Origin of the sequence: Flavobacterium sp. 316 (genome assembly GCF_000967805.1) — a bacterium.
GTDB lineage: Bacteria > Bacteroidota > Bacteroidia > Flavobacteriales > Flavobacteriaceae > Flavobacterium > Flavobacterium sediminilitoris.
The window spans coordinates 427,208-453,216 of sequence record NZ_JYGZ01000004.1; the positions used below are offsets into that span (position 1 = coordinate 427,208).

Genomic DNA, 26,009 nt, shown 5'->3' on the forward strand with positions numbered 1-26,009 from the left:
AAAGGTAAAACACCTTCCTCCTTAGCTCAGCTGGTTAGAGCATCTGACTGTTAATCAGAGGGTCCTTGGTTCGAGCCCAAGAGGGGGAGCAAAAAAAGCCATTCATAATGAGTGGCTTTTCACTTCTTAAATGCAAAATATTGGTTATTCCTCCTTAGCTCAGCTGGTTAGAGCATCTGACTGTTAATCAGAGGGTCCTTGGTTCGAGCCCAAGAGGGGGAGCTTTTTAAAAATCCAGTTTATTTATTTAGACTGGATTTTCCTTTTATAAATATTATCTTGTCCTGAAGTAAATCAATAAAACTTTATCTTTATTACAACTTTGTTTATCTTTATAAAAAATCAAACAATGAAGTCCATTTATATTCTTATATTACTTATATCATTAAACAATTATTCTCAAAAAAAGACAGAATCAAAAGCATTAGATATAAAAAAAGAAATCAATATCATACTAAACAATTGGCATAAAGCAGCAGCAGAAACCAATTTTGAAGATTATTTTAATGCAATGTCTGAAGAATCAATATTTATTGGCACTGATGCTACCGAAAACTGGAATAAAAAAGCTTTTATGAATTTTGCAAAACCTTATTTTGACAAAGGAAAAGCTTGGAATTTTAAAACCTTAGAACGCAATATTTATTCTTCTTTTAATGGAGAAATAGTTTGGTTTGATGAACTATTGAATACTCAAATGAAAATTTGTAGAGGAAGCGGTATATTAATTAAAGAAAACGGCACTTGGAAAATTAAACATTATGTCTTGTCCATGACAATACCAAATGATATTTCAAATGATGTTATAAAAATTAAAGCACCTATTGAAGATGCTTTAATTGATACTTTACAAAAACAGTAAATTAAATATTGTAAATATACTTTTTTAAATTTTCAAACATATCTTCTGTCATGTTTTCAATAGTAAAATCATTTTTCCATCCCCAATCTTCTCTTGCAGGAGTATCATCAATACTTGCTGGCCAACTGTCTGCTATTTTTTGTCTAAAATCTGGATTATAATCTATTGTAAAATCTGGATAATGTTTTTTAACTTCAGTAGCAATCTCTTTTGGTGTAAAACTCATAGCTGATAAATTATAAGAAGATCTTATTTTTATTTGCTCTTCAGGAGCCTGCATAATTCCAATAGTTGCTTTTATAGCATCATCCATATACATCATAGGTAATCCTGTATTTTCAGACAAAAAACTAGTAAATTTTCCTTCGGTTATTGCCTTATGATAAATATCTACTGCATAATCTGTAGTTCCACCACCTGGCTCTGTGCTCCAGCTAATTAATCCTGGATAACGAATACTTCTAACATCTACTCCATACTGTTTATTATAATACTCACACCATCTCTCTCCTGTTTGTTTTGAGATACCATAAACCGTTGTAGGTTCCATTATAGTATATTGAGGTGTATTCTGAGAAGGAGTTGTTGGTCCAAAAACAGCAATACTAGATGGCCAAAATACTTTTTTAATCTTACCTGCTTTTGCTAGATTTAACACATGAAAAAGAGAATTCATATTTAAATCCCATGCAAATGCTGGATTTTTTTCAGCAGTTGCAGAAAGTAATGCTGCCATTAAGTATACATCCGTAATCTTATACTTCTCCAGTAAATGTTCTATTTGATTATAATCTAATGCATTTACAACCTCAAATATTCCATTATTTACAACGTCATTTTCTAATTTTCTTATATCTGAAGCAATAACATTTTCTACTCCATAAGTAGCTCTTAATTTAGCTGTAAGTTCAGTGCCTATTTGTCCACAAGCACCAATAATCAAAACTTTTGTGTTCATTTTTAGATATAATTAGTACGCAAATATAACATTTTAGCCATGATCATTTATTTATTTTAAATGATTTATTTAGACCTTAAAGTGTTAAGAAAACATATAAATAATCTAAGTTTAGCTAAACATTATTACTTTTGCTATAATAACGTATAAAAATGAGATATTTAGTCCCTATATTTTTTTTGTTTATAGGATTTACTTCCTGTAATGATTTTTCAGAACAAAATGAAGAATCAATTAAAATAAACCAGAAAAGAGATGCTGTTTTTAAGTCTATTTCCAAAAAATGGCTATTTGTATTTCCTGAAAACACTAACTCTGAAATAAAAGAGACCATTTCTAACTGGAATGAATGGCAACAATTTAAAAGAGAATTAGAAGAAAAACCTAAAACTTCTTTATTAGCTTTTCAAATGAAAGTAAAAAATGTTTCCAAAAAATCAGATAGTTTAAGCTTAACTGTTCCTGAAAATTTTAACATTCCTCAAGTAAGAAGCAGATTAGTAACTTTAAATACAAAGATAAAATCATTAGATACTTATATTCATCTTGGAGAAATCCCTGAAAAAAGAATTCTTACACTAATAACAGAAATTAATGAAGAGATAAAAGGTGTTTACACTCAATGGGACGAAGTTGTTATTAAAAAAGCAATTCCTAAAGAAATAGGAGAAGATGATATGATTCGTGCATTAGACACTACCAGATTAGCTAATAAAAAATTTCAAGATGAAATTATTGAAAATGAAAACAAACCAAAACCTGAATTAGAAGAATAATTCATTATTCAGGTTTATCAAACTATACTAAACACCTTGAAAGCTTCCGAAATAGTAAAAAAATATGAGCAACAACCTAAAATTGCTCAAATTTCTGATTCCATTAATAATCGTAAAAAAATAAATGTTTCTGGACTTATTGGTTCATCATTATCTTTTGTCATTGATGCTCTTTTTAAAAAATCAGAGCTTCCTTTCCTCTTGCTTTTTAATGACAAAGAAGAAGCCGCTTATTATTTAAACGATTTAGAACAATTAATAAACGATCAAGATGTTTTATTTTATCCTGGATCTTATAGAAGACCTTATCAAATTGAAGAAACTGATAATGCAAATATTTTATTAAGAGCAGAAGTTTTAAATAGGATTAACTCTCGTAAAAAACCAGCTATCATTGTTTCTTATATTGATGCTATATTTGAAAAAGTAGTTACAAGAAGAGAACTTGAAAAAAACACCTTAAAGCTAAACATAAATGATAAACTTTCTATTGATTTCATAAACGAAACGCTTTTTGAATATAACTTTAAAAGAGTTGATTTTGTAACTGAACCAGGCGAATTTTCCGTTAGAGGTGGAATAGTTGATGTTTTTTCATTTTCAAACGATCATCCATATAGAATTGAATTTTTTGGAAACGAAGTAGATAGCATTAGAAGTTTTGATGTTGAAACTCAGCTTTCTGTAGAAAAACTAAAAAAAATAAGTATTATTCCCAATGTTGAAAATAAACTTTTAGAAGAAAACAGAGAAAGTTTTTTAGATTATATCAATGAGAAGACCGTTTTGTTTATTCAAAACACTGAATTACTAGGGCAACAACTCGATAAATTATTTGAAAAAGCAAATGAAGCTTTTGGAAAACTTTCTTCAGATATAAAACATTCAAAACCAGAAGAATTATTTCTAAATCAAAAACAGTTTCTCAAAAGGGCGTTAGACTTTTCAATTGTTGAACTCCACTCCAAAACTATTTTTAATTGTGATAAAAAAATTGAATTTCACATTCAACCTCAACCTTCATTCAATAAACAATTCGACTTATTATTAAACAATTTAAGTGATAATCATTTTAACAATATTACCAATTATTTATTTTGTTCCAATGAAAATCAGGCAGGACGATTTCATGATATTTTTGAAGATATAGATAATGAAAATCATGAAACTACTCGAAAACAATATAAAACGTTGGTTTTTCCATTATTTCAAGGCTTCATTGATGAAGAATTACAAATAGCTTGTTATACAGATCATCAAATCTTTGAGCGCTATCATAAGTTTAGCATTAAAAATGGCTATTCAAAAAAACAAACTATTACACTTAAAGAACTCACTTCTTTGTCTGTTGGTGATTATGTAACTCATATTGATCATGGAATTGGAAAATTTGGTGGTTTACAAAAAATAGATGTTGAAGGAAAAAAACAAGAAGCTATAAAGCTTGTTTATGCAGATAATGACATTGTCTACGTTAGCATTCATTCTCTACATAAAATATCTAAATATAACGGAAAAGATGGTGCTCCTCCCAAAATTTACAAACTAGGTAGTAATGCTTGGAAAACTTTAAAACAAAAAACAAAAGCAAGGGTAAAACATATTGCTTTTAACTTGATTCAATTATATGCAAAGCGAAGGCTAGAAAAAGGGTTTGCTTGCTCACCTGATAGTTATTTACAAAAAGAATTAGAAAGTTCTTTCATCTATGAAGACACACCAGATCAAATTACAGCTACTCATGATGTAAAAATGGATATGGAAAGCGATAGACCGATGGATCGTTTAGTTTGTGGTGATGTAGGTTTTGGAAAAACAGAAGTTGCAATAAGAGCTGCATTCAAAGCTGTTGACAATAGCAAACAAGTTGCCATCTTAGTACCAACAACTATTTTAGCCTATCAACATTACAGAACTTTTTCCGAACGTTTAAAAGATATGCCTGTTACTGTAGACTATGTAAATCGATTTAGAACAGCAAAACAGAAAGCAGACACATTAAAACGTCTTGAAGAAGGAAAATTAGACATTCTTATAGGAACACATCAATTAGTAAACAAAAATGTAAAATTTAAAGATTTAGGATTATTAATAATTGATGAAGAACAAAAATTTGGTGTTAATGTAAAAGACAAATTAAAAACCATTTCAGAGACTGTTGATACTTTAACACTAACTGCGACTCCAATTCCTAGAACTTTACAGTTTTCATTAATGGCTGCAAGAGATTTATCTGTCATTACAACTCCTCCTCCTAATCGATACCCTATAGAAACACACGTAGTTAGCTTTAATGAAGAAACAATAAGAGACGCAATATCGTATGAAATTGAGCGTGGTGGTCAAGTTTTCTTTATTAATAATCGAATTGAAAACATCAAAGAAGTTGCAGGAATGATTCAGCGACTAGTTCCTGGCGCAAAAGTAGGTATTGGTCATGGACAAATGGAAGGAAAAAAGTTAGAAGAATTAATGTTAGCTTTTATGGAAGGTGAATTTGATGTATTAGTAGCAACCACTATTATTGAAAGTGGATTAGATGTTCCAAACGCTAATACTATTTTTATCAATAATGCTAATAACTTTGGTCTTTCTGATTTACATCAAATGCGAGGTCGAGTGGGAAGAAGTAATAAAAAAGCCTTTTGTTATTTTATAACTCCTCCTTATTCTGCCATGACAGAAGATGCGCGAAAACGCATTCAAGCATTAGAACAATTTAGTGAATTAGGCAGCGGATTTAATATTGCCATGAAAGATTTAGAAATTCGCGGTGCTGGAGATCTATTAGGTGGTGAACAAAGTGGTTTTATTAATGAAATAGGATTTGATACCTATCAAAAAATCATGAATGAAGCTATTGAAGAATTAAAAGAAAATGAGTTTGCAGAATTATATGCAGAAGAAAATGATGTAGAAACTAAAGAATTTGTAAAAGACATACAAATTGATACCGATTTTGAGACACTTTTCCCAGATGAATATATAAATAATATTACAGAGCGTTTAAATCTTTATAATGAATTAAATCTTATAAAAGGTGAGGCTAATCTTGAAAAATTTGAGCAAAAATTAATTGATCGCTTTGGTGCTTTACCAAAACCCGCAATTGCATTATTAAACAGTGTTCGTTTAAAGTGGAAAGCCAGTTCGCTTGGGTTAGAAAAAGTAATTATAAAACAAGGAAAAATGATTGGTTATTTCATTAGTGACCAACAAAGTAATTTCTATCAGACGAATCGTTTTATGAAAGTAGTACAATGTGTCCAACAAAATGGAAACATTTGTAAGATGAAAGAAAAACAAACAAAAAATGGACTTCGCTTACTGCTTACATTTGACAATGTGAAAACAATTAATAAAGCATTAGAATTAATTTCTAAAATATAAAAAAGGTCGAAATAAAAACTTCGACCTTTAAATTTTTTCTTTGAGTAGAAAAAATTACTGCTATTAACCGAGTCAAAGATAAGACAGAATAGTGTTAAGTCGAATACAATAAATCTGCCGAATTTGTTAAAATAACTTTATTCCATAAAAAAAGACCGAAATGAGAGGTTCGGTCTTTAATTTTTACCCTTTCCTTTTACGGAAATTTACTACTATTAACTAACATCAAATATACGCAAGAATTTTCTTAAAATAAATACAACAAATCTGTATTTTTTGTTAAATTTTTTAATGCGGATTTTTGTAAAATAAAAAAAGGCCGAAGAGAACGCTTCGACCTTTTAAATTTTTCCTTGAGTAGAAAAAATTACTGCTATTAACCAAGTCAAAGATAGGATGGAATACTGTTAAGTTGGATACAACAAATTTGCCGAATTTGTTAAAGTTTATTTTTGCTCTTTTTTATATACAAAAAAAGGCCGAAAATGAGGTATTCGACCTTTTATTTTTCACCCTTTCCTTTTATGGAAAAAAATTTACTGCTATTAACTATCTCAAAGATATATAAATTCTTTGTTAAACCAGATATATGTTTATTACCTTTCTTGTTAAAGTTTATATTACATATTAGATAACCATTGCTCTGGGTTTAATGTATTCGCATTTTGTGAAACCATAAACTTTAAAATAGCTTTTCCTGAAGGATCCGTTTGTATTCTTCCTAAATTTTGTTTTCTAGTAACTTTATCTCCTTCTTTTACATTTACGCTTTCTAAATTTTGATAAATTGTAATGAAGTCTCCATGTTGTATTAAAACTACTTTTTTATTACTTCCTTTAATCAATTGAATTTGCAGTACTTCTCCATCAAAAATTGCTCTTGCTACTGAACCTGGTTCTGTTGCAATTTCCACTCCACTATTATGAACCGTAAGATTACTATGAACAGGATGTGGCTGATCTCCATATTTTAAATAAACATATCCTTTTTCTACTGGCCAAGGCAGTTTACCTTTATTTGCTTTAAAATTATCTGACACCAATTTCCCTTCTGGTGTTAAATCAAATTTTGAAGAAGAACCCGAAGATTTAACTCCTGTTTTGGTTGCATTTTTCTTGTTTGCAGCCGCAATAGCTTCTGCTATTAATTTTTTTATTTGTTTATCTATTTCTTTACGCTCTTTTTCTTTTTTATCTATTTCTGCTGCGTATTTCTTTTTATTTTTCTGGAATTCTTTTGCTAATTTCTCTTGTTCTGCTTTTTGCTTTTCTAATTCTATTTTTTCAGCTTGATTATCTGCTAAAGCTTTTGCTTTATTTTTTTTACTTGCTTCTTGCTTTGCTTTTGCCTCTGTTAATTTATCTTGTTTTTCAACTATTTCTTCTCCTTGCATTTTTCTAAAACTAGCATATTGTTTCATATACTGAATACGTTTATAAGCTTGAAGGAAATTTTGAGAAGATAAAACAAACATTACTCTGCTTTGATCATTTCTGCTTTTATATGACTTTACAATCATTTTTGCATAATCTTCTTTTAATACTTTCAGTTCTCTATTTAGCTTGTTAATTTCAAGTTGTTTTAGATAGATGTCGTCATCAAGTAGTCGCATTTGTTTAGCTGTGGTAGAAATTAGTTTCTCACTTAAACGAATTCTTGCTTTTTGTTCTGCTATTTGACTTAAAACCGATTTTTCTTTCTTTTTCTCTCCTTGAAGTAAGGCTTTAAAAGCTGCAATCTCTTTAGTAATTTGCTCTTTTCTTGCTTCCAATTTTTGTTGTTCGGAAGAGGTTTGAGCAAACATAAAGTTTGTCATTAATAATGAGAAAAGAAGAATAAGTATGCGATTCATTTGTTATTTTTTTACAAAGATAATTTTGTTTTTGTTATTATCATATTTATTCTACATTGATAGGAGAATAACCATTAGGTATTGAAAATGAAAAATTTAAATCTTCATTAAACGTAATGTTTTTATAAAACAAGTCTATACTCACTTGATTTTCTTGAGTCGCTTTTATGTTAATTTCATCTGGCATAAATACATCTTCTTGTTTTAAGTGAGATGGATAAACAATTTCTAAACTTCTATTTTCTGAAACCTGATTAATTTGTTCTTTTTTCAAAAGAAAATTTGCTGCTTCAAAAGAAAATTCTTTTTCAGTTTTGCCTTTTATTTTTTCAGAAAGTTTATAAAGTCCATCTTCAATTTTTACTACGTAATTTTGTTTTGTTAAATCATCAACTGCATTTCCAAGAAATAAGTTTTGAACTTTAAAAAAGTCTAAATCTGTTCCTAACCAGTTACTCAAAAAACGAAAATCTCCTTCGAAATATGTTCCGTTTATTTTTTCATAATAGCTTACTTTATCTGGAGTAATTAATGCTTTTGCTACAGGAAACCCAAGTAGTTTTACATTTATCCAAATAATTTCATCTTTCTTTATTCTTATATCTGCATTTACTGATTGCGATTGTTTATCGTCTTTATACTTTGCATTAGCTCTTATACTAATTGTTTTAAAATCTTTTTGATTTTCGTAATGACCTTGTATTACTTTTATAGCGGCCAATTCTTTACTTGCAACTGCTTCGTTAACAGTTTTTTTTGTTTTACATGAAAACACCAACCCGATTAATAAAAAGCACAAAAATTTCTTCATTATTTTCTTTTTTTAGCTAACTCTTCTGATTTTGAAAAATATAATTCTTGCTTCTTTTTATCTCCTAGACTTCTATATACTTCTCCTAGTAAAATATAAAAATGAAATTCTAAATCAACATCTTCTACAATAAATTCTAGACCTGTTTCAAGATAGTCTTTAGCTTTTTTATTATTTGATAATTTATTATTTGATAAACCTGCATAATAATAAAGATTTGCCTGTGTAGGAAACAAATCAATATAATCTTCTGTTAATTTAGCCAAGCTCTCAAAGTTTTGAACTGTAACATAGCCCTCCATTAATAATGAAATCGTTTCAAAATCTTCAGGTTCTTTTTTTAATCCTTTTTCTAAATAGTAAACTGTTTTATCGTGTTGTTTTCTATTATAAAAAAACTTTCCAACTTCTTTTGCTGTATTTATCTTGGAATCATCTGCTAAGTATTCAATTGCTTTGTCTAACTCTTTATCAAATGTGTTTGTGTTTGCCACAAAAATTAAAAACTCATTCAACATTCGTTGTTTTATTTTTATGTCAATTTTATTATTTTTTAAAACTTTAAACATTGCACTTGAAGCTTCTTCTCCTTTATTATCTACTAAATAAAACTTAAATAAACTTACATTCGCCCAGTCTGAATTAGGAATCTCTTTTGCTAACTTTTTTGCTACATCAAACGCTTTTTCTTCTTCATTACTGTTAGAATATAGTACTATTAAATCAATATAATTTTGCTCAATTTTAGGATTTGCATCTATCGCTTTTTCAAGTTCTCTTTTTTCTGGCTTTGCATAAGCATTTGATTCTTCAATTTTAAGTTTATAAAACTCCATCATATTACTTAAAACCATTGTGCTTTCCATTTCTTTAAGTAAAGAAAGAGCTTTATCTCTTTGATTTGTGTACATGTACAAAGACACTAAATCTTCTTTCATATTACTATCAAATTCTATTAATTTTTGTACAACAGTAATTGATTTTTGATATTCTTTTGTTTGATAATAAACATCATAAAGACCGTTCCAATACCAACGTTCTTTAGGATTTAAATCAATTGCTTTTTTAAAGGCTTCTTCTGCTTGTGGGTATTGTTTTAAATCTAATAAGTTTTTACCTAATTCATGATAAAAAACAGGATTTTCACTTGATTTTAAAATGCATTTTTCAATAGCAATAATTGCTTTATCATAATTTTCAATAGCTCGTTGTTTTAACGATTCGTAAAAATTATTTTCGAGTTCGTCATCAACAACTGCAATATCATCTGGATTTTCTTGAGCAAATAAAATTTGTTGACTACTAAAAGTAATCAACAAGATAAAACAAAGCCATTTTCTAAATTTACTCATCCTCTTTTTTTTATTCTAAAACGGAATAATCTCCTATACTTATATTTGTAAAATTCCCATCAAAACTAGCATGGTTACCAATCATTGCATTGTCTAATGTAGCGTTTTTAATTGTAGTATGAGTTTGCACTAAACTATTTTTAATTGTTGCATTTTCTATTTTAGATCCTTTACCTAAAGAAACATTTGGACCAACCGTAGCATTAATCAAAATAACTCCTTCACCAATATAACAAGGAGGAATTATTGTTGCATTATCTAATTTAACATCATCAGATACTAAATTTTCTCCATCTTGATGTAAAAAATTCAACATTCTTGAGTTTGTATCTACTGTAACGTCTTTGTTTCCACAATCCATCCATTCATCGACTTTACCTGGTACAAATTTCATGCCTTTTTCTATCATTTGTTTAATTCCATCATTAATTTGGTACTCACCTCCATGAATAATGTTATTGTCTAAAACTAATTGTAATTCATTTCTTAAAACGGCAATGTCTTTAAAATAGTATATTCCAATAACCGCTAAATCTGAAACAAACTCTTTGGGTTTTTCTACTAATTCAACAATTTCATTTGCTTCATTTAGATTAATAACTCCAAATGCTTCTGGCTTTTCAACTTGTTTCACCCAAATCACACTATCTGCTGTTGTATCTAAATCAAAATCAGCACGAATTAACGTATCTGCATAGGCTATAACTGCTGGTCCGTTTAAAGAATCTTTTGCACACATAATAGCATGACCTGTTCCTAATGCTTCATTTTGATAATAAATAGTTCCTTTCGCTCCTAATTTTTGAGCTATCTCTAGAAGTTCTTCTTCAACTTGCTTGCCAAAACTTTCATGAATAATAAAAGCTACTTCTTCAATATCTTGATTTAAAACGCTTGCAATATCTTCTACTAATCTATGAACGATTGGTTTTCCTGCAACGGGAATTAATGGTTTAGGAACTGTTAATGTATGTGGACGAAGACGTGAACCACGACCTGCCATTGGAACTATTATTTTCATATATTTTGTATTAAGATTTGGGTATTAAGCATTGAGACTGAAACTGTCAACTATTTACTGATTACTATTTTACTCCTGTGCTTCCGAAGCCACCTTCTCCACGAGATGTTTCTGATAATTCTTCTACTTTAAGCCATTCAGCACGTTCATGCTTTGCAATTACTATTTGAGCTATTCTTTCACCATTTTCTATAGTAAAATTTTCATTAGATAAATTTACTAAAATAACTCCTATTTCTCCTCTATAATCGGCATCAACTGTCCCTGGTGAATTTAAGACAGTTATTCCTTTTTTTGCAGCCAAACCACTTCTAGGACGAACCTGAGCTTCATAGCCAATAGGCAACTCAATAAAAAGACCTGTTTTTACAATGGTTCTTTCTAATGGCTTTAATACAATTGATTCTGCAATATTAGCTCTTATGTCCATTCCTGCTGAAGCAATGGTTTCATAACTAGGTAAACTATGATTTGATTTATTAATTATTTTAATTTGCATTTTAATTTTTTTAAATGTGGTTAAAACAGTTTTACTTTCTTTTTATAATCTTTAAAATGGTTTCTTTTTCATTTCTATAAATAAAGTATCCGAAAAACAATATGGCTAAAATACCAAAAATATATGTTTCTCTAAATATTGGAACATAAAATGAAATTCCTGAAAGTAAAATTGAAATTCCTAAATAACTCATTATCTTTTTCATATCATAAGGAATTGGATAGTATTTATTTCCTAAATAATAAGAAATTAACATCATCGTTCCATAAGCTGAAATTGTAGCAATAGCACTTCCCATGTAACTCCACATCGGAATTAATAAAAGATTTAAAACTAATGTTATTATAGCTCCTATAATAGAAATATACATTCCTATTCTTGTTTTGTCTGTTAATTTATACCATACAGAAAGATTATTGTATATTCCTAAAAAGAAATTTGCTAAAATAATTAATGGTACAACTTTCATGGCTTCCCAAAATGAAGAATCTCTAATGATGATTATTTTTAAAACATCAGCAAAGACAATTACTACTAATAAAATTATAGATCCAAAAATGACAAAAAACTTTGTAATTTCTGCATACGTTTTACTTGCGTTTTCATTTGATGCGTGACTAAAAAAGAAAGGTTCAATTCCTAACCTAAAAGCTGTTGCAAATAGTGTCATAAACAAAGCCAATTTATAACATGCCGAATATGCGCCTATTTGTGCTTTAACTTCATTATCAGGTAGATTTAAAAAATTATCTAATAAAATTCTATCAAAAGTTTCATTAATTGCAAATGCTATTCCAGCTATCATAACTGGTAAACTATATTGCATCATTTTTTTCCAAAGTTCTTTATCGAAAGACCAATTCATTTTAAAATAATTTGGAGATAAAACAGCTAGTGTTAAAAAACTTGCTATAATATTAGCTACAAAAATATATCCTATTTGAAAGTCTTTAAAAAAGATAGTACTAATAAAACTATCTGGAAATTGAACTGCTAGTTTAGGCAACCACAATAAAAAGAATAGATTTAAAAATAGATTAACTGCTACGCTTCCTACTTTTATAATAGCATAATAAATAGGTCTTTTTTCTGCTCTAATTTTTGAAAATGGAATAATAACTAATGCGTCAAAAACTAATATCCATATTGTGTAGATAATATATTCTACATCTATTTTTGTAATTGCTGCAAAATAGTTTCTAAATAAAAGTGCTATTCCTAAAAAGGTAATTGAAGACCAAAAAAGAGAAATTGTCGAAGTGCTTACTACTTTTTCAGTATCATTAGATTTTGAAAAGAATCTAAAAAAAGAAGTTTCCATTCCATACGAAAGAACTACATTAAAAAAAACCAACCATGAAAATATAATAGATACTTCTCCATATTCTTCCACATTCAGAACTTTTGGATCTGTATATAACGGAACTAATATGAAGCTAAACATCCTTGGCAAAACTGTTGCCAAACCATAAATAGCAGTTTGTTTAAATAAACTTTTGTATAAATTCAATGGAAATACTTTCTAATTTAGACAAAAGTAATTAATTCTTTGATTTATTCATGGAAGGATACGCAATCATTGGTTTTTCTTTAACATTTTCTATTATTTTATAGAATTGTTTTGTGCCGATTGTAAAAAATAGTTTTACTTGTCCTTCTTTAAGTCTTATTTCTTTCTCCTGAGGAACTTCATTCCCATATTCATTTATGGGGTTTTCATCAAGGGTTAATTGATTTAGTTTTGTTTTAAGACTTGCAACATAATGTAAATCATCTGTTTTTTGAATAGTTGTTGTTTCAACATCTTTTATTTGCAACTTATCTAAAGTTATCTCTTCATTTAATCCTTCTTCTAAAGTTAAATGAACATTTATTCCACTTCCTCCTCCTTGAATACCTGCAACCCATTTTTGATAATATATTTCTTGAATTTTTATACTATCATTATCTTGTGTTGTTTCTTTACCTGAAGAACAAGATAAAAAACTAATTAAAAACAAATTGATTAAAATTCTCATTTTTTATTTTTTAAATGTTTTACAAAATGAAATCCTTGTGGAACAAATCCATGATTGAAAAAGAATTTTTGTGCTCTATAGTTTGATGTATAAGCATCTAAAACAAGTACATTACAATCATTTTCTGCTGCTTTTTGATTTAAATATTTTACAATTAACTCTCCTATTCCTTTTGAACGGTGACTTGAATGCACAATTACGTTATCTAATTCTAAATATTTTCCTGACCACAATTTAGTAGCTATCCAAAACCCTGCCAAACCAATACAAATATCTTTTTCAATAACAGCTACTTGTTTATACTGTAAAGGTAACATTTCATCTAATAATGATTCATATTTCTGAAGTGTGTAATCTGGATACATTTGCTGAATTACATGAAATTGTTTTAGCATTTGTTTTTTTGTAATTAATTCAACTATTTGAAGCATTATTATCTTTTTTTAAATATAAAAATACTAATAATTAGTCTTTAAAATCAAAATAAAAAACAATTACATTTCTTTCAATTTGTGATAAAAGGAGCTTTTAACCTTAAAAAAAGGGTTATTTTCCTTGCTCTTATTATTGTTTAAGATATTAGTTTTACAAAAAACAAATTACAAAGGCCTTTGTTGATTTTATTGATTACGCAGCGTAATTAATAATATAACCTTATAAAACGAATTAAAATGGAAGTTACAATTAAAAAAAACCACTTTACATATAATGGTACAAAGTATTTCAGAAAAGCTGCAGAGTCTCTAAATTTAGGCAGCTATGGAAATAAAGATAAAAATGTTTTTGTGTCGAATGGATTAATTCATGATGATACTGTTAAAGGTAGTTTTCCTGTAAAAGCAGTAACAGAGATTAAATTGCAAAATGCAAAAACTTCAAAAAACTCTTTTGATGTAGGCGGTACTTTTGTAACGGCAAAAGTAAATGGAAAAGGAGGCGCAAAAGTAGGATGGACAAAAGATCAACTAAGAGATCTTTCTTTAATAAAAATTGATATTACAAGCGAAAGTGAATTACGAAAATTAGCTAATAATGATCATAATTGTTTTAACAAACTAAAAAGTGTTAAAAACGGAAGAATTACAGATCAAGTTTTTGTTATTGTAGAATCTAAATTAATACAAAACGCTTCATTTAATGCTAGCGGAAGTGCAGATGTGTCTATATTAAATGATAAATTCTCTATAAATATTTCAGGAAGCACATCAAATACAAATACTTTAAAATTAGATGTAAGTGCTGGTTCTATATTTGCTTATGCACTTAGAAAACCAAAATTTGATACTCGCATAAAAAAGAAAGCCAATAAAATAGAAAATCTAGATCGCGATGAATGGGGTTTAAGTTAAAGATAGTTAAGTTAGGTTAATAAAAAAGGCTCTATATCCTCTTTGGAATAAAGCCTTTTTGTTTTATATATTATCTTTTATCTAACAAGTTTTTATTAAATAATTCTAATATTCTACGATATTCATCTATCCAAGAATACGTTTCTTTAAAGCCATGCTCTTCTACTGGAAAAACAGCCAAATCCCAATCTTTTTTTCCTAATTCTATAAAACGTTGTGACAATCGTACTACATCTTGAAATTGCACATTATCATCTACCATTCCATGCAGCATTATTAATCTATCATTAAGATTCTCTGCAAAATAAATAGGTGAGCTTCTTCTATAAGCAATAGAGTCTGTTTCAGGAAAATTTAAAATATTAGATGTGTAGCCATGGTTATAATGTGCCCAATCTGTAACTGATCTTAATGCTGCTCCTGCTTTGAATTCGTTTGGTTTTGTTAATAAAGCCATTAATGTTATAAATCCACCATAAGACCCACCATAAATTCCAACCCTATCAGCTTCTATTCCTAAATTGTCAACCAAATATTTTTTCCCATCTAATTGATCTGACAAATCTAATCCTCCCATATGTCTATAGATTCCTGTACGAACATCTCTGCCATATCCATCACTTCCTCTATAATCAATATCTAAAATGGTATATCCTAAATCTGATAATAAATTGTGGAACATAAATTCACGATGGTAAGAACTCCAATAATTATGTGCATTTTGTAAATATCCAGCTCCATGAACAAAAATAATGGCTGCTTTATTCTTTTTTTCTACTTTTGGTTGGTATAATCTTGCGTAAACATTTGTCCCATCTTCTGCTTTGAAGGTAACAACTTCTGGATTTTTCCAATTATATGCTTTAAATTCTGGAGTAGTTGAAAATGTAATTTGTTTTAAAGTTGCATTCGGTTTATTATCTGCTACGTATAATTCCCATGGTTTATTTTTATAAGAATAACGAACGGCTATTTTTTTCTCATCTGGAGAAAGAACTACTTCATGAGCTCCATCAGCATTTAAAATTGCTGTCATTTTTTTAGAAGTAATATCTAGTTTATGATATTCTCTATTTCCAGGATGATTTGTATTTGTAGAAAGATAAAATGATTTTCCGTCAAGTGAAAGTGATACATCTCTTACTTCCCAATTTCCAGAAGTCAATTGTGTTTTCTTCTTTGTATTTAAATTAAGTGTGTATAAATGTGAATATCCTGTTGTTTCTGACTGAAAATAAATTGTTTCATTATCTTTTAAAAAGCCTAAAGTTCCACCTCCAAAAGAATAGTTTGGAATTCCTGGTCCACCAATCCAAGCTTCATCATGCTGATGATCTAATTCTGTTAGTATTCCTGTTTCTAAATCTAATGATACAATCCAACGGTCTTTATTGTCTAAACTTCTCAATTCAAAAACTGTTTTATCACCGTTTTTATTATGAATAGGATTAATCATTACAATTGGTTTTTCCTCTTTTTCCTTTTCTTTTAAATTATCATATTCTTGATAATATGCTGGAAATTCTTTAATTCCTGATAAGTTTGAAAATGAAACGTAATAAACAGAATCTTTTTCTATATTATAAACTCCCATTTTATGTTTGCTCAAATTATCAATTGATACTTTTGAACGTGCCGATTCATTTTTTGTATATCCATCGGCTGTAATAAAATGTTCTACTTTTGTTTGCTTTTGAGAACTGTAATTTGACAATCTAAAAGTAACAAATTTACCATTTGGTGATGGTTTTAACTGTTCTAATGATTCACTTCCATAGAAAATAGCTTGTGGAAAATCGTTCTTTGTGTTATTGTATTTTTTTTCGTACCAATCGTCTTTTACTTTATTATCTCTTACAAACTGAAACAATTCTGCTTGTTGTTTTTCAAGATAATTTTCTGTTTTATCACTTTTTACAGATTCATTTCCTGTTTTAAAGTTTGTTAATTGAGTAATTGAAAACTCTTTCACGTTTAACTGATAAACATTTCGGTTTTGTTGATAGAAAATAACATCTGGATTTGAACTTCTTTCAACCGCATAAATTTTATCCGTGGAAACATATAGTTTTTTGATTTTTTTTGATTTTTTATTGTATGAATATAGATTCCCTCTTTTAGCATAATATATAACATCATAATCACTTTGTAATGATGCATTAACTTCTGATTTATCAAACTCATTTTCAGGAAGTAACTGAGGTTGATCCATATTTTGATTCCAATAATAAGTACTATTTCCTACTTCATTATTAGGGTTCCAATCAAAATAAATTGAGTTTCCATCTATTGACCAACGATGATTGTCGGGCTGATTTCCAATAAACTCATCTCCTTTCATTATGTTTTCTAACTGAAGAGATTGTGCATTTAATAAGGAAGTTAATATTATAAAAAGAAATGGGACTGTTTTTTTCATTATGAACGGTTTGTTTCAACAAATATAAAAATAAAAAAGAGCCAAATTTCTTTGACTCTTATATAGGATAATAAATATTTGTTAAAACTCAAAAGCTAATGATGTTGAGATAAAAAAGTTTGAATTTGTTGTTCCTATTTCTTTATTAAAAATAGGTTCTTTTGAATCGAACCATTTTGCTTCTGTTCTTAATTTTAATTTGGAATTTGGAATAAAATCTACATTAACTGATGCTCCAAAAACTTCAAATGGTGCTCCTACTCCAATAATTACGTTTTCTTTGTCTTCATAATATTCTGCTCTTGCTGCTAAATTCCACTTATTTGAAACTGCATATTGAGTAATTAATGTAAGTGTTTTCCAATCTTGAAATTCATCTCCTAAAATATTTTTTTGAAATCCCATATCAAACCCTGCAATAGTTCTCCATTTCTCTGTCCAAGTATAATCAACATATAAATTATTAAAATATCTCGTTCTTAATATATCTGTTCCTACTGGTTCATCTCCTATGAATGTACTCCAATTTAATGTTGTTTTTTCATTTGGAGTATATACTATTTGTGTTCCAAAAGTAGGCAATGCTTTGTTATTTGGTTTTTCGATTCTTTGCCAGCCATTTGTAGTTACGAAAGCCAAACTCCAATTATCATTTGGCATATAATTGTATTTAACTCCTGTAAAGTAAAACGGCGAGTTTTCAGCCATTATTGATCTTGTTAATGTTAAATTTGAGAATGAAGATGATGTTTCAAAACCTATATATGACGGCATAATTCCTGCTTCAACTACATGTTTTTTATCTTTATCTAAATATACTCCTATATATGCTTCATGAAATAATTTTAAACTTTCTGCAGTATAATTATCATCAACATACGTACCTGCTTGAATTGCAATATTTGCATATATATTTTCATACGTAATGGTAGAACGTAGCATTCCTATATTAATACTAAACTCATTATGTCTACTATGATTATAAATCCAGCCTAAACGAGTAGGAGTTGTTGATTTATTAAAATCATATCCGTAAAATGCCTCTAAATATCCTGAAAAATCGACTTTTACTTTACTTTCTTCTTTTGCTTCTTCTTGAGAAAAAACTGCTGTTGTTAATAATAATGCCGCTACTTTTAAAAAATTTCTATTCATTGTTTTTGTTCTTATAAAATACCTGATCTAAGGTTTCTTTTGGTTCAGGAATATCTTCTTCTGTTATTGTTTTTAATGCTTTTTTTGTTATTCTTTTAATTTTTACAATTCTATTGGCTTGTTTTTGGATACATTTTTCAAAAATATTTCTAATAACTCTGGCATTTCCAAAGCTTTCATCTCTTTCTTCATATAGCATTTCAAAAGTATCTTTGAGTTTTTCTTTCGCTTCTTCTGTTAGAATAAAATCGGCTTTTTTACAATTCAACTCAAAAATGGAGAATAATTCGGTAGGTTTAAAATGATCAAAATGGAAATAACGATTAAACCTAGATCTTAATCCTGGATTTGAATCTATGAAGGTTTGCATTGGTTCATCATATCCTGCAACAACTACTGCTAAATCATCTCTGAAGTCTTCCATTCGTTTTAGCAATGTATTAACAGCTTCCGCTCCATAATCATTCCCTAAATTTTGACTTAAAGCATAGGCTTCATCAATAAATAAAACGCCTCCTTTAGCCTCAGTTACTATTGTATCTACTTTTGTTGCTGTTTGACCCACATAACCTGCAACCATTCCTTCTCTATCAGTTTCAATCATTTGCCCATTGGTAAGAAATTCTAAATGTTTAAAAATTCTACCTAGTAATCTTGCCACTGTTGTTTTTCCTGTTCCTGGTGGTCCTAAAAAAATAGTGTGTAATGTTATTTCAATATTTTTTAAACCTTGAGTGGTTCTTTTCTTTTGAACTTTTAAAAGGTTGACTAATTCGGCTACATCTTTTTTTACATTTTCTAAGCCAATTAATTCGTGTAGTTCTTCTAAAACTTTCTCCAACGAATCGTTCTCTATTGTTTTAACATCACTTATTTTGAAATCGATTCCTAAAACATCGTTTATGTTGGTTTTACTTGATACTTCAAAACTACAAACCAATTTCAAAAATACGTTGAATGTTTGATACGTTTCTTCAAATTTCGGATGTTTGTTTTGTTTTAAATAATTTAATAAATAGGTTTTACTTTTATCTAAATCAAATAAAATGTTTTCTTGAACAATTTTATTAAAATGATTTTTAAACGCATTGGTTGTTACCAATTTGTTTAACTTCTCTATTTCGTTTTCATTTGCAAAATGTTGATTTCTAATTGCGTCATAATAATAAGCTAATCCAAATTGTGCTTTTTCGGATATGTTTTTCACTTTACTGAAAACAAAAATGAGATCGGAAATGAAAATTTGTTCTGCTTTTAACAGTAATTTATTCTCTGTATTTTGAGGTAAAAGCGCATTAATTTCTGTAATACATTTTGTGTCAGAATTTAAAGAATCACATAGTTTTAAAATAGTTGCTGTTACTATTTTAAGTTCTTGAATATATTCTTTTGTAAATGCTAATTCCATAAACTTTAATTAATGCTGTTTTTTTCAGACCAAGATAATTGTTCTGGCAATGTTATGTTTGAAAATTCAATATGAATAACTCTCCTTCTTTCATTATTTATTGTTTTATTTGATGCATGAAACAACAATGGTTTCATTATCATAATTCCTCCTTTTTTGACAGAACACACTCTTTCATTCATGTTTTGAAAATCTATTGAATCAGCTCTTACTACTCCATTTTTATGCGACTTTGGAATTACTTTTAAAGCTCCATTTTTTTCATCAGTATCATCTAAATGAATTCTTATAGTAGAAATATTCTCTAAAATTTCCTTTGGAGGTTGAACTGAAAACTGATTTTGCTTTATTGTCCAATTTGTGTATTCTTCTATATCTAACTTCTTATTGACTGATATAGTTAAATCTTGATGATACGATACAAACCAATTTGATTGTTCGGGTTTGTCAAAATAAATTGATTTTACAACAAAGCTATCATTCCCTAGAAAGGTTTTTAAAACTTCTTTTAATTTTTCATTAAACAAAAGGGTTTTTAGCTCAGGTATTTCTTTTAAGAACTGACGAATAGCAAAAAGGTCTTTAGATTTTCTAAATGTTATATTCGAAGAACTACTTTTACTCTGAATAGTTTTAGTTATAATATCTATTTCATGAGATGAAAAAACGGTTTCAATTACTGTATAACCATTATCTTCTAAATTTTTTTTGTAATTTACTTCTGAAACTTTATTCATAAAAAACAACTTATGAAAGCATCATTTGATTGATAATCTCTTTAGTCAGTTTTAAATGTTCTTCTCCATATTCTTGCCAAGCTATTCCCATTTCTCTTAAGTCGTATTTAGCAACAATAGAACCATAATTTTGCTTTTCTCCGTTTATTGTTGGATATCCAATAACATAGATAGTTTGCGCTAATTCTACAGCTAATTCTATATCATGAGTAGAAAAAATAACGGTGTTATATTCTGAGGTTGTATTTAATAAATCAAATGATTTTTTTACTTCTTGAATATTACCTACATCTAATCCTGAGAAAGGTTCGTCCATAACAATAAACTGATCCGAAGAGAACAATTGTTCAATGATAGCGGTGCGTTGTCTTTGTCCTCCAGAAAGTTCATTAGGATATTTGTCGCCACAAGTATCTAATCCCCATTTATGAAGATATTCTTTTATTTTTTCTTCCTTTTCACTTTCATTTAAATCTGTCTTTCTTAAAGCAAATTTCAATGTTTGTAATACTGTTTTATGTCTAAACAACGTATATTTTTGATCTACGAAACCAATGTCTCCTTCTTTGATTTCTTTTGCAGCCGCAGCTTCGGTACTGTTAAAATCTTTAATTAATATCTTTCCAGATTTTGGATGAACTAATCCTGTTAATGCTTTAAAGAAAGTAGATTTTCCTCTTCCAGATCGTCCTACAATGGCTATTACTTGAGAAGTACAATCGTGATCTAATCTTACAACATCTTTTTCAATTAAATTTATATCTTTAATAATAATAGTGTCATCATAAGCAACACTAAGATTTTCCACATATAAAAGTGTTTCTTTAAATTCGAAATTCATAATTTTATATTTTAGAGTATCTAAATATTGCTCTTCTTAAATAGTTAATAAACCAATCTAATAATAAGCCTATCGTTAAAATAATTATTTGTAATGCTATAATTCGTCCATGATTCATAAACTTATCAGAATTCTTAATTAAAAATCCTAATCCTCCTGATGCTACAACAATAGATTCAATTGTAACAAGCATCATCCATGTTATGGCTAAATTTTGGCGAATTACATCGATAACATAATCTAATCTTCCTAAAACAATTACTTGCCATAAAACTTCAAAACGATTACATTTTAAGGTTTTCGCATGGTCAAATTCTTCTTGTGGAATATCTTTTACTACAGAAATTAATGATGTAGTTAAAAAGGTAGTCAGAAATATCACCATAATCCAAATTTGCATATTTCTTGCATCGTGAACTACTAATGTAATATAGAATGATAATCCTGTAAATGGCAGAAAACGAAATTTAGTAACAAATTCGGCTACTGGTTTTAACAATGGAATAGGCCAACTATAAGCAAATAATAATGAGATTACTGTTGCTAAAAATATAGATAGAAAGCACAATTTTAACGAATTAAAAATATGCACTACTAAGCCTTCATTATACAACTCTGAAAAACCTTTAAATACTTGTTGCGGATTTGGAAACAGGTGTTTTTCACCAGAAGTTCCTATAACCCAAAACAGTATTAAAATTACAATCCATCCTAGCAGAATTATTGTCCTTTTAGATTTAGATATCTTTTCAAATGGTGTTAAAAATTTTATCATGGGCATAATTAAAGAGCTACCAAAATTTGATAGCTCTTCTATTTTTTTATTATTTCAATAGAGTAATTACTACTCTTCTGTTTTTTGATTTTCCTTCTGCTGTTGAATTATCAGCCGTTGGTTCATTTGCTCCTTTACCATCAATCATTTGGAAACGACTTAAAGGAATTCCTTTTTTTCTTAAATAATCTACTACAGATTCTGCTCTGTTTTTAGATAAAACTACATTTGAAGCTGGATTTCCTACATTATCTGTATGGCCTACAATTGTTAATTTTGTGTTTTCAGCTTGAATTAAAAGATTATAAATTTTTTCTAATTCACTAGAAGAACTATTTGAAATTTGAGCACTTCCTGTATTAAAATTAATTCTCCATTCACCAGACGCCATAACTTCTGTTGCTTGAGCTGTATAATCTGCTTTATCAGCGGCAGTAGATTCAATATCGTTTATATTTTTTAGATAAAATAAATTTACTGCATCTTCATAAGCTGAAACTTTACCTACGTTTTCATTAAAACCAAACGGATTTAACTCTGTTAAATAAGTTGATACCTGATTATAAACTGATTTATATCTATTTACACCATCAGATAATCCAAAATATTGCATAGCATCTGCATAATTAAATACTTTTGAACCTCCCATATTATAGGTTAATCCATTTTTAGTCCCTTGTTGCCCTTTGAACATATCGTACCAATACTTTGGAGATTCCATTTGATATGTATCTGTTATTGCTTCTGATGCTCTTACTCTCCAATCATCATAATTTTTCATTTGATTAGAAGCTGTTAAAGCTGATTTTAGAATATTAGAAACAACATCTGGATTTTGAGCAGCCCATTCTTTTACACCAATTAATACTGTTGGCATTTGATTGTTAAATTCTTTAGTAGAAACAATATCTACAAAACCTGAAAGTTTATCAAAAACCATTTTATCACCAGGTGTCCAAGTTGCACAACCGTCAATTTTTCTATTAACTGATTTCCCTGTTAATTTTCCATTAGAAACTTCTTTTAAAGAAACTGTCCATCCTGTTGTTTGTGACTTAATTAATTCTTCTGCTGATTTAATATAATCGTCATTTTCAGAAGGATAAATATTCACTGCATCAGCATCATAAGTAGACGGATCTGGATTTACTTTTAAACCATTTGCAAAACAATAATTTACAGTTGTTACCCAATCGCCATCTCCTAATACTGCTGAAATAACTGATCCTTTCATAGATTGAGGGTCAGATTTCCAACTTGGTGGCCCAATTAATTTGTCTTCACCATAACTCATTCCTACTGCTCCTAAAACTTGTAAGTGGTATTTATCATTTCCATATTTTTCGTTTAATGATTTTTGTACTGAACTAATATAAAACGGTGCTCCATCTCCCATAATCATCACAGCAAATGCACTTTTATCTGATGTTGGAAATTTTGCGCCTTTATCAAATTCTTCAATAAATTTCATTTGCATATTTCTCAATTCAGATAACCAATCTTGACGAATAATTTCAAGATTGACTCCGTTTTTTTCCATTAATGACCCTTTTGTTGTTTTTGGACCACCATTAGAAACTATAATTCCAGATTGAGCATTCCAAGCATAACCTGCAATTCTTACTAAAGGTTTATTAGAAACTTCTGTAGAGATTGTTTTTGAAGGTAATTCTATTTTATCAGCATTTATTACATTATCTACAACAACATTGTTTAATTCTATACCATTTAGCTGCTTAGAAACCTGAGTTCTAAGACCTGGTGATAAATAATAGATTGCACTTAAAATTCCTCCAATACCTATAATTACTACAAGTAACTCTGATAAAGTAGTTAATTTTTTTGTTCTAAGAATTTTTCCCATTTTTTATATAAATAATTTAGTTTTTAATAATTAAAATATGTCTCCAAATCCACCTGCATTTTGTTTGTCTTCTTTAGACATTTTATAGTTTTGACTTGAATATTTTGTTGAATCAGGAATTGTATTTTCTCCTGTTTTAATTTTATCTGCTAATGAATCTAATCTAGAATATAGTTCATCATTATCTACTGAATATTGAGATGTTAATGTGTCTATATCTAATAAATTTTCAGATGTTCTTGCTATATCTTGAGCAATAGTTGATGTTACTACTTCTAATGCATATTCTAATTCCCAATCTTTTGTGAACATCATTGCGTTTTTAGCGCTTTCTGTTGCTGCTTTCGCATTTTTAGCAAACTCGTATTCTTTTCGAAGCATTGTAATGGTAGCATCAAAATCGGCAATTTTAATATCAATTGCAGTTCCTGCTAATGTTAACTTACGATCCATTTTTCCCAAAACATTTGCTCTAACTCCATATTTTTGAACAAAACTTTTACTTTGTTCATACTGATTAGAAATTCTTTGAGAGTTGCTTAGTTTTTTAGCCAGTTCACTTTGTAAGACAACATATTCATCTGTGTCTTTAGCTGTAATTCCATTTGCTTTTACCATTTCGTCCATTGCAGATTTTAATCTTTCTGATTGGCGTTGTAAGCTTAATAATTCTTCTTGGTAATCTTTAGCTTCTTTCTCTGATTTTGAAGCTTCCATTTCCATTTCATTTTTAAGACCTTTTAATTTGGCTTTAGTATTTTTAAAAACTTCGCGGTTTTTAACCATTTTTTGCTTTTGCTCTTCTAATTCATTAAATGGATTACTCTGAATAAGTGCTTTATGTATATTTTTTGTTGCAAAACGAAGTCCTTTCATTATCACTGGAAACATCATTACTAGAAAGATAAGAAATATTGCTGTTGCAGAAAGAGCAATAACTTGTCCTAACATTGTAAACAGAGGAGGAATTATATAAGTCCATGTTAAATATCCTCCGATACCCAATAGCCCTAAAGCAATAACCCAAAATAAATATTTTTCGCCTTTTTTAAGTGATTGTGTATTTAATGCTATTTCTCCTTTTGATTCGTCAAAATGTTTTAAAATAGGTAACTCTAATAAAGTACTTTTCTCTTGTTCGAATTTATTCATGTTTATTATAAATATTGATTGATGCCGCTTATTACTAAATTAATTGAGTCTAATATTTTTTGTTTTGCGAAATTATTAGCTTCAATTTTTAGTTGAATTTCTCTTAATTCACTTTCATTTTTACTATCAATATTAGCTAATAATGTTTTCTTTTCTTGCAATTCTTGTTGCATTTGTAAAATCTTATTTTCTAAATCTGTAATAGTATTTGTTAATGTTTCTTTTTCTTTTAAAACTAGATTATTTAAATCTTTCTTTTTTATATTTCCTGTAGAATCATATTTTGCAAATACTTTATTAATCTCATCGATATAAAATTTTGATTTTTCTAGCAAATATTCTTTAGATAAATCTGGTTTAATTGATTTACCCATTGTAAATGCCATTTGATAACTCTGTGGGTTTGTAATTCCAACAATTGCCACCGATTTATACATTTCAAAAAAGTCAAAATCGTTTAAATTTAATGATTCAAATCCTTTTTCATAAACTTCTAAAATTTCATTTACAAATGGATTTGCAAAATTTTCATTTGTTGTATTTATTATTTTCTCTTCTGGAAATTTATTAGTTTGAACTGTTGAAGGAGATGCTTTCTCAATTGGTTTTGATTTTGATTCTTCCTTGCTTGAAGAATTATCTGAATCATTAATGAATAGACTTTTCCAATTAAAACTTTCTTTTGACATTACTTATTGGTTATATTGTTCCTAGTTATACGTGAAATTTTTGTTAAAGTTACATTTTTAAAAATAATATTTTAAAATAT

The 26,009-nt window shown here is 28.5% G+C and carries 22 protein-coding genes and 2 tRNA genes; 6 read left to right on the top strand and 18 right to left on the bottom strand.

Going from position 1 to position 26,009, the window contains the following annotated elements; all coding sequences use genetic code 11:
* Positions 1-15: 15 nt before the first annotated feature.
* The 3 genes from SY27_RS10610 to SY27_RS10620 all read left to right on the top strand — a co-directional run bounded on the left by SY27_RS10610 (position 16) and on the right by SY27_RS10620 (position 862).
* A tRNA-Asn gene (locus tag SY27_RS10610) sits at positions 16-89 on the top strand.
* Between the two features lie 59 nt (positions 90-148).
* A tRNA-Asn gene (locus SY27_RS10615) sits at positions 149-222 on the top strand.
* Between the two features lie 127 nt (positions 223-349).
* Positions 350-862, top strand: a complete 513-nt coding sequence (locus tag SY27_RS10620; RefSeq protein WP_045970013.1) for a nuclear transport factor 2 family protein — start codon at positions 350-352, stop codon at positions 860-862.
* Position 863: 1 nt separating this feature from the next.
* Here the strand turns inward: SY27_RS10620 and SY27_RS10625 are convergent, their stop codons facing one another.
* On the bottom strand, positions 864-1,820 hold the full coding sequence (locus SY27_RS10625; protein WP_045970015.1) for an NAD-dependent epimerase/dehydratase family protein: 957 nt from the start codon (positions 1,818-1,820) through the stop codon (positions 864-866).
* A gap of 152 nt (positions 1,821-1,972) precedes the next feature.
* Between SY27_RS10625 and SY27_RS10630 the strand changes: the two genes are divergently transcribed.
* Both SY27_RS10630 and mfd read left to right on the top strand, forming a co-directional pair.
* Complete coding sequence (locus tag SY27_RS10630) at positions 1,973-2,596, top strand: hypothetical protein (RefSeq protein ID WP_052705281.1); 624 nt, start codon at positions 1,973-1,975, stop codon at positions 2,594-2,596.
* An 81-nt stretch (positions 2,597-2,677) separates the two neighbouring features.
* Positions 2,678-5,986: a transcription-repair coupling factor gene (gene mfd, locus SY27_RS10635; protein ID WP_369793060.1), complete on the top strand. Its 3,309-nt coding sequence runs from the start codon at positions 2,678-2,680 to the stop codon at positions 5,984-5,986.
* A 620-nt stretch (positions 5,987-6,606) separates the two neighbouring features.
* On the opposite strand, the gene SY27_RS10640 is transcribed toward mfd, so the two are convergent.
* From SY27_RS10640 to SY27_RS10675, 8 genes are all read right to left on the bottom strand, one after another.
* A complete protein-coding gene (locus tag SY27_RS10640) occupies positions 6,607-7,839 on the bottom strand; it encodes a murein hydrolase activator EnvC (RefSeq protein ID WP_045970019.1) in 1,233 nt (410 codons plus the stop codon).
* Positions 7,840-7,885: 46 nt separating this feature from the next.
* On the bottom strand, positions 7,886-8,650 hold the full coding sequence (locus SY27_RS10645; protein WP_045970021.1) for a DUF4292 domain-containing protein: 765 nt from the start codon (positions 8,648-8,650) through the stop codon (positions 7,886-7,888).
* On the bottom strand, positions 8,650-10,002 hold the full coding sequence (locus tag SY27_RS10650) for a lipopolysaccharide assembly protein LapB (protein WP_045970024.1): 1,353 nt from the start codon (positions 10,000-10,002) through the stop codon (positions 8,650-8,652). Before SY27_RS10650 ends, SY27_RS10645 begins: the two co-directional genes overlap by 1 nt.
* A 10-nt stretch (positions 10,003-10,012) precedes the next feature.
* Positions 10,013-11,023, bottom strand: a complete 1,011-nt coding sequence (locus SY27_RS10655; RefSeq protein ID WP_045970026.1) for a sugar nucleotidyltransferase — start codon at positions 11,021-11,023, stop codon at positions 10,013-10,015.
* Positions 11,024-11,087: 64 nt separating this feature from the next.
* Positions 11,088-11,522, bottom strand: a complete 435-nt coding sequence (gene dut / locus SY27_RS10660) for a dUTP diphosphatase (protein WP_045970028.1) — start codon at positions 11,520-11,522, stop codon at positions 11,088-11,090.
* A 31-nt stretch (positions 11,523-11,553) separates the two neighbouring features.
* Positions 11,554-13,032 carry a lipopolysaccharide biosynthesis protein gene (locus tag SY27_RS10665; RefSeq protein WP_045970031.1) on the bottom strand — a complete coding sequence of 493 codons (1,479 nt, stop codon included), beginning with the start codon at positions 13,030-13,032 and terminating at the stop codon, positions 11,554-11,556.
* A 31-nt stretch (positions 13,033-13,063) separates the two neighbouring features.
* A complete protein-coding gene (locus SY27_RS10670; RefSeq protein WP_045970033.1) occupies positions 13,064-13,540 on the bottom strand; it encodes a hypothetical protein in 477 nt (158 codons plus the stop codon).
* A complete protein-coding gene (locus SY27_RS10675) occupies positions 13,537-13,971 on the bottom strand; it encodes a GNAT family N-acetyltransferase (RefSeq protein ID WP_082084339.1) in 435 nt (144 codons plus the stop codon). Before SY27_RS10675 ends, SY27_RS10670 begins: the two co-directional genes overlap by 4 nt.
* 240 nt (positions 13,972-14,211) lie before the next feature.
* On the opposite strand from SY27_RS10675, the gene SY27_RS10680 reads away from it, so the two are divergent.
* On the top strand, positions 14,212-14,889 hold the full coding sequence (locus SY27_RS10680) for a hypothetical protein (protein ID WP_045970037.1): 678 nt from the start codon (positions 14,212-14,214) through the stop codon (positions 14,887-14,889).
* A gap of 70 nt (positions 14,890-14,959) precedes the next feature.
* Here the strand turns inward: SY27_RS10680 and SY27_RS10685 are convergent, their stop codons facing one another.
* From SY27_RS10685 to SY27_RS10725, 9 genes are all read right to left on the bottom strand, one after another.
* The gene (locus SY27_RS10685) at positions 14,960-17,308 is read right to left on the bottom strand and encodes a prolyl oligopeptidase family serine peptidase (RefSeq protein WP_045970039.1); all 2,349 of its coding nucleotides are present in this window, start codon (positions 17,306-17,308) and stop codon (positions 14,960-14,962) included.
* 81 nt (positions 17,309-17,389) lie between these two features.
* Positions 17,390-18,463 carry a porin gene (locus SY27_RS10690; RefSeq protein ID WP_045970041.1) on the bottom strand — a complete coding sequence of 358 codons (1,074 nt, stop codon included), beginning with the start codon at positions 18,461-18,463 and terminating at the stop codon, positions 17,390-17,392.
* Positions 18,456-19,871, bottom strand: a complete 1,416-nt coding sequence (locus tag SY27_RS10695) for an AAA family ATPase (RefSeq protein ID WP_082084340.1) — start codon at positions 19,869-19,871, stop codon at positions 18,456-18,458. The genes SY27_RS10690 and SY27_RS10695 overlap by 8 nt, the downstream gene beginning before the upstream one ends.
* Positions 19,872-19,876: 5 nt before the next feature.
* Positions 19,877-20,608, bottom strand: coding sequence for a phytanoyl-CoA dioxygenase family protein (locus SY27_RS10700; protein WP_045970043.1), 732 nt, complete (start codon positions 20,606-20,608; stop codon positions 19,877-19,879).
* A gap of 10 nt (positions 20,609-20,618) precedes the next feature.
* Positions 20,619-21,449, bottom strand: a complete 831-nt coding sequence (locus SY27_RS10705; protein ID WP_045970045.1) for an ATP-binding cassette domain-containing protein — start codon at positions 21,447-21,449, stop codon at positions 20,619-20,621.
* A 4-nt stretch (positions 21,450-21,453) separates the two neighbouring features.
* Positions 21,454-22,224: an ABC transporter permease gene (locus SY27_RS10710; RefSeq protein WP_045970047.1), complete on the bottom strand. Its 771-nt coding sequence runs from the start codon at positions 22,222-22,224 to the stop codon at positions 21,454-21,456.
* 49 nt (positions 22,225-22,273) lie between these two features.
* Positions 22,274-24,088 carry an OmpA family protein gene (locus SY27_RS18245; RefSeq protein WP_052705283.1) on the bottom strand — a complete coding sequence of 605 codons (1,815 nt, stop codon included), beginning with the start codon at positions 24,086-24,088 and terminating at the stop codon, positions 22,274-22,276.
* A gap of 30 nt (positions 24,089-24,118) precedes the next feature.
* Positions 24,119-25,240, bottom strand: a complete 1,122-nt coding sequence (locus SY27_RS10720; RefSeq protein ID WP_045970049.1) for a hypothetical protein — start codon at positions 25,238-25,240, stop codon at positions 24,119-24,121.
* A gap of 5 nt (positions 25,241-25,245) precedes the next feature.
* Positions 25,246-25,929 (bottom strand): OmpH family outer membrane protein, encoded by a 684-nt coding sequence (locus SY27_RS10725; protein WP_045970051.1) that lies wholly within the window; start codon positions 25,927-25,929, stop codon positions 25,246-25,248.
* Positions 25,930-26,009: the final 80 nt, after the last annotated feature.